Here is a 2,577-nt window from a genome sequence, read left to right as displayed (position 1 = left end):
CGGTAATCGCTCCGACGGAAACGGGCGGAAATCCCCCCAACCCCCTTTATCAAGGGGGCGGAGATAACGACCCTGCTTTAATCCCGGACACAACTCCGGCTGAAACCCCTGTAAGCGATGCCGAACAAATCTCTACAACTACGCCCGCGGATATTTCAGCGCCTGAAATTACTGCGTCTGATCAACCGACAGAGCCGGCCGCAGAACCGACAACTACCACCGAGCAACCGACGACTCCGACAAACCCAAGCGACACCACGCTCATCACCCAACCGCTTGCCCCGATTCCGCAGGAAATAATCATACCAGATGCACCAGTCATAACAGACAGCGGTGCCGGAGTATAATAAACCGTTTGTAGGGGTCTGACCCCCTACGGAGCAATACCAAAATTAAACCAATGAAGAAAGTATTCAAATCAAAATTCATACTAAGCCTTGCCGTGATTATCGCCGCGGTGATTTTTACGTTTAATCCGATTTCCGCGCAAGCCGGAAACATCGCCGATATTTCATTTCAAAACTCGCCTTTATTCGGCGAAACCAATCTAGTGCCGGGTGACAGTGTCGTCAGATGGGTCAAGGTTGTCAATAAGGTAAATGACAATCTGGTTATAACAACCAGCGCCGCCAATGTTATCAATACCGGCGGCTTGGGCGATCGGCTGAATCTGACTATCAATAAAGGCGCAACCAATCTTTATTCCGGCACGATGTCTGCCTTTTTTACCGCGGGCGTGGTCAATCTCGGCTCACTCTCTGCTTATCAAACGGGTCAATATGACTACACCGTTTCGTTTGACAGCGCCAGCGACAACAATTTTCAAAATAAAACCCTGTCTTTTGACATTTCCGTTTCCGCTCAAGCCTCGGAAACGGTTGGCGGTGAAACTCCAACTCCCCCGGGCGGCTCAAGCGGCGGTGGCGGCGGGTATAACATTACCGATTTGATTTTAACCAACATAAACGCGACCTTAACCAATAATTCAACCGATGCTTCAATTACCATCACCTGGCTGACCAATAAAAACACCACTTCCAGAGTAATTTACGACACGATTCCGCATCCGGACCTGTCTTTAGCCCTACCGCCAAATTACGGCTATGCTTATTCAACGGTGATGGATCCAACAAAAGTCACCGGCCATTCGGTTACTATCCCCGGACTGATTTTAGGCACTACCTATTACTTGCGGCCGCTCTCCGCCGCCTCCCCGGAAAAATACGGCAATGAAGTCGCGGTTACACCCGGCCGCAATGGCACCGTTGTTGTTCAAACTCCGGAAATCCCGCCGCCAACGCCCAAACAGGCAGTTCTGGGTGAAAAAATTACAGCGACTTCCGACGGCAATAATCTGGCTGAAACCGGCTTCAGTTTATTCGAACTTTTCATTTTAGTTGCAATAATTATCACTTTGCTGGCGCTAAGAATTTTATTGAAGAGATACGATAAGGCATCATGAACCTGCAAATTATCATTACCATAGCTAGTAAAGCTCTAGTCAGACTGCTAGGGCTTTTAGCTTTAGGCCTGATTGTCTATTTAATTTTTTTGCCGCTCTATCCCTACGCCAAATTGTATTTCCTGCCGCCACAGACGTTGAATTATGAAACAGCGACCACGACCACGGGTGCAAGCAAGTCCGAAACTCCCAAAAAATCAGGCGACCGGATTATCATCCCAAAAATCGGCGTTAACGCGCCCATCATAGAATCAAAAAATGAAAAAGACGGTCTTAACCGCGGCGCCTGGCGCCTGCCGGACTCCTCCACGCCGGACAAGGGCGGCAACACCGTGATTACCGGCCACCGCTTCAAATACCTGCCGCCCAACAACCTGACTTTTTTTCTTTTAAATAAACTGGTCAAAGGCGACCGGATCCAAATCAACTGGCAGGGCAAGGTCTATAATTATCTGGTAGATTCAACAAAAATCGTGCCGGCGACCGAGACTGCCATTCTTGCCCCGAGCGCTGAACCGCTACTGACCATATTTACCTGTGATCCGATCTTCTCCACCAAAAACCGGCTGGTAGTGCTGGCTAGGCCGAATTAGCCATAAAAAATTGACTTTGCCATATCAATAAAGTATTATATTAATTGTTGTTATTATTACATCACATATAGTTAAAATTAACATGAAAAATGATTATAAAAAACTGGTAAAATATTGGCAAGATACTGCCGCCTATGATTATAATACGATGAAAAGTTTGGTGAAAAGTAAACGCTATGCCAGCAGTCTATTTTTCGGACACATGGTGTTGGAAAAGATACTAAAAGCATTAGTAGTCAACGAGACAAAAAAACATGCTCCCTACACGCACGATCTGGTTAAGCTTTATAATCATACCGGGATGGAATTGGATAATAGCACTAAGGATTTGTTGTATGGGGTTAATAAATTCAACCTCAAAGCTAGATATCCTGAATATAAATCGCAGTTTTACAAACTTTGTACCAAGGAATATTCATCAAAATACATAAGAGAGGTTGATGAAATGTATAAAAAATTATGTCAAAAATTGAAGCCAAAAAAATAGTTAGAAAATATGCCGAAAAATTAAAAGCGGAGAAA

The 2,577-nt window shown here is 45.4% G+C and carries 4 protein-coding genes; all 4 read left to right on the top strand.

The features are described 5' to 3' along the window. Positions 1-347, top strand: a 347-nt coding sequence (locus M0Q51_17410; protein ID MCK9401747.1) for a hypothetical protein, incomplete at its 5' end; no start/stop codon positions are given. Between the two features lie 53 nt (positions 348-400). After that, a complete protein-coding gene (locus tag M0Q51_17405) occupies positions 401-1,462 on the top strand; it encodes a hypothetical protein (GenBank protein MCK9401746.1) in 1,062 nt (353 codons plus the stop codon). Further along, positions 1,459-2,055, top strand: a complete 597-nt coding sequence (locus M0Q51_17400) for a sortase (GenBank protein ID MCK9401745.1) — start codon at positions 1,459-1,461, stop codon at positions 2,053-2,055. The genes M0Q51_17405 and M0Q51_17400 overlap by 4 nt, the downstream gene beginning before the upstream one ends. Before the next feature lie 82 nt (positions 2,056-2,137). Beyond that, positions 2,138-2,542, top strand: coding sequence for a HEPN domain-containing protein (locus tag M0Q51_17395; GenBank protein ID MCK9401744.1), 405 nt, complete (start codon positions 2,138-2,140; stop codon positions 2,540-2,542). Positions 2,543-2,577 lie beyond the last annotated feature (35 nt).

This window comes from Bacteroidales bacterium (genome assembly GCA_023229505.1).
Lineage (GTDB): Bacteria > Bacteroidota > Bacteroidia > Bacteroidales > JAGOPY01 > JAGOPY01.
Note: the sequence above shows the minus strand (reverse complement) of the source record. Positions and strands in the feature narration are given on the sequence as shown.

Excerpts from the sequence above, each read along its gene's own strand:
- M0Q51_17405 (MCK9401746.1), top strand. The coding sequence starts at position 401 with ATGAAGAAAGTATTCAAATCAAAATTCATACTAAGCCTTGCCGTGATT.
- M0Q51_17400 (MCK9401745.1), top strand. The coding sequence starts at position 1,459 with ATGAACCTGCAAATTATCATTACCATAGCTAGTAAAGCTCTAGTCAGA.
- M0Q51_17395 (MCK9401744.1), top strand. The coding sequence starts at position 2,138 with ATGAAAAATGATTATAAAAAACTGGTAAAATATTGGCAAGATACTGCC.